Raw genomic sequence first — 447 nt, 5'->3', positions numbered from 1 at the left:
AGCCCGCGCCACCCGTCGCGCCGGAGCCACCCGCGCCGCCCGTCGTGCCCGCGCCGGAGCCGCCCGCGCCACCCGTCGCGCCCGAGGCATCGCCCGCCCCGGTGGCCCCGCCCGTGCCGCCCGTCGGCCCCGCGCCCACGCTCACCGAGATCACCCATGTCGGGGACGGCCCGCCCACCTACGACCCCGAGCCCACCGCGCTGCCCGCCGCGGACCCCGGCGCCCTCGACGACCTCGTCGCCGACACCGTCCTCGACGGCGCCCACTACGGCACCTCGACCCTGCGCGCCGCCTCCGTGCGCGGCGACTCCGCCCGCTACCGCGGCGAGCCGCGCCGCGACAGCCTGCTCACCGCCCGCTTCGGGAGCGGCAGCAGCGCCCTGATCCTGGTCGCCATGGCCACCGGCGCCCGCGCCACGCCGGGCGCCCACCGCGCCGCCGCCGAGG

General features: G+C 82.1%; 1 pseudogene. It reads left to right on the top strand.

The features are described from left to right. Positions 1-44 precede the first annotated feature (44 nt). Positions 45-447 (top strand): annotated as a pseudogene (locus GTW43_RS17535) (hypothetical protein); the annotation flags it as partial.

Origin of the sequence: Streptomyces sp. SID5785 (assembly GCF_009870065.1) — a bacterium.
In the GTDB taxonomy this organism is placed as follows: Bacteria; Actinomycetota; Actinomycetes; order Streptomycetales; family Streptomycetaceae; genus Streptomyces.
Note: the sequence above shows the minus strand (reverse complement) of the source record. Positions and strands in the feature narration are given on the sequence as shown.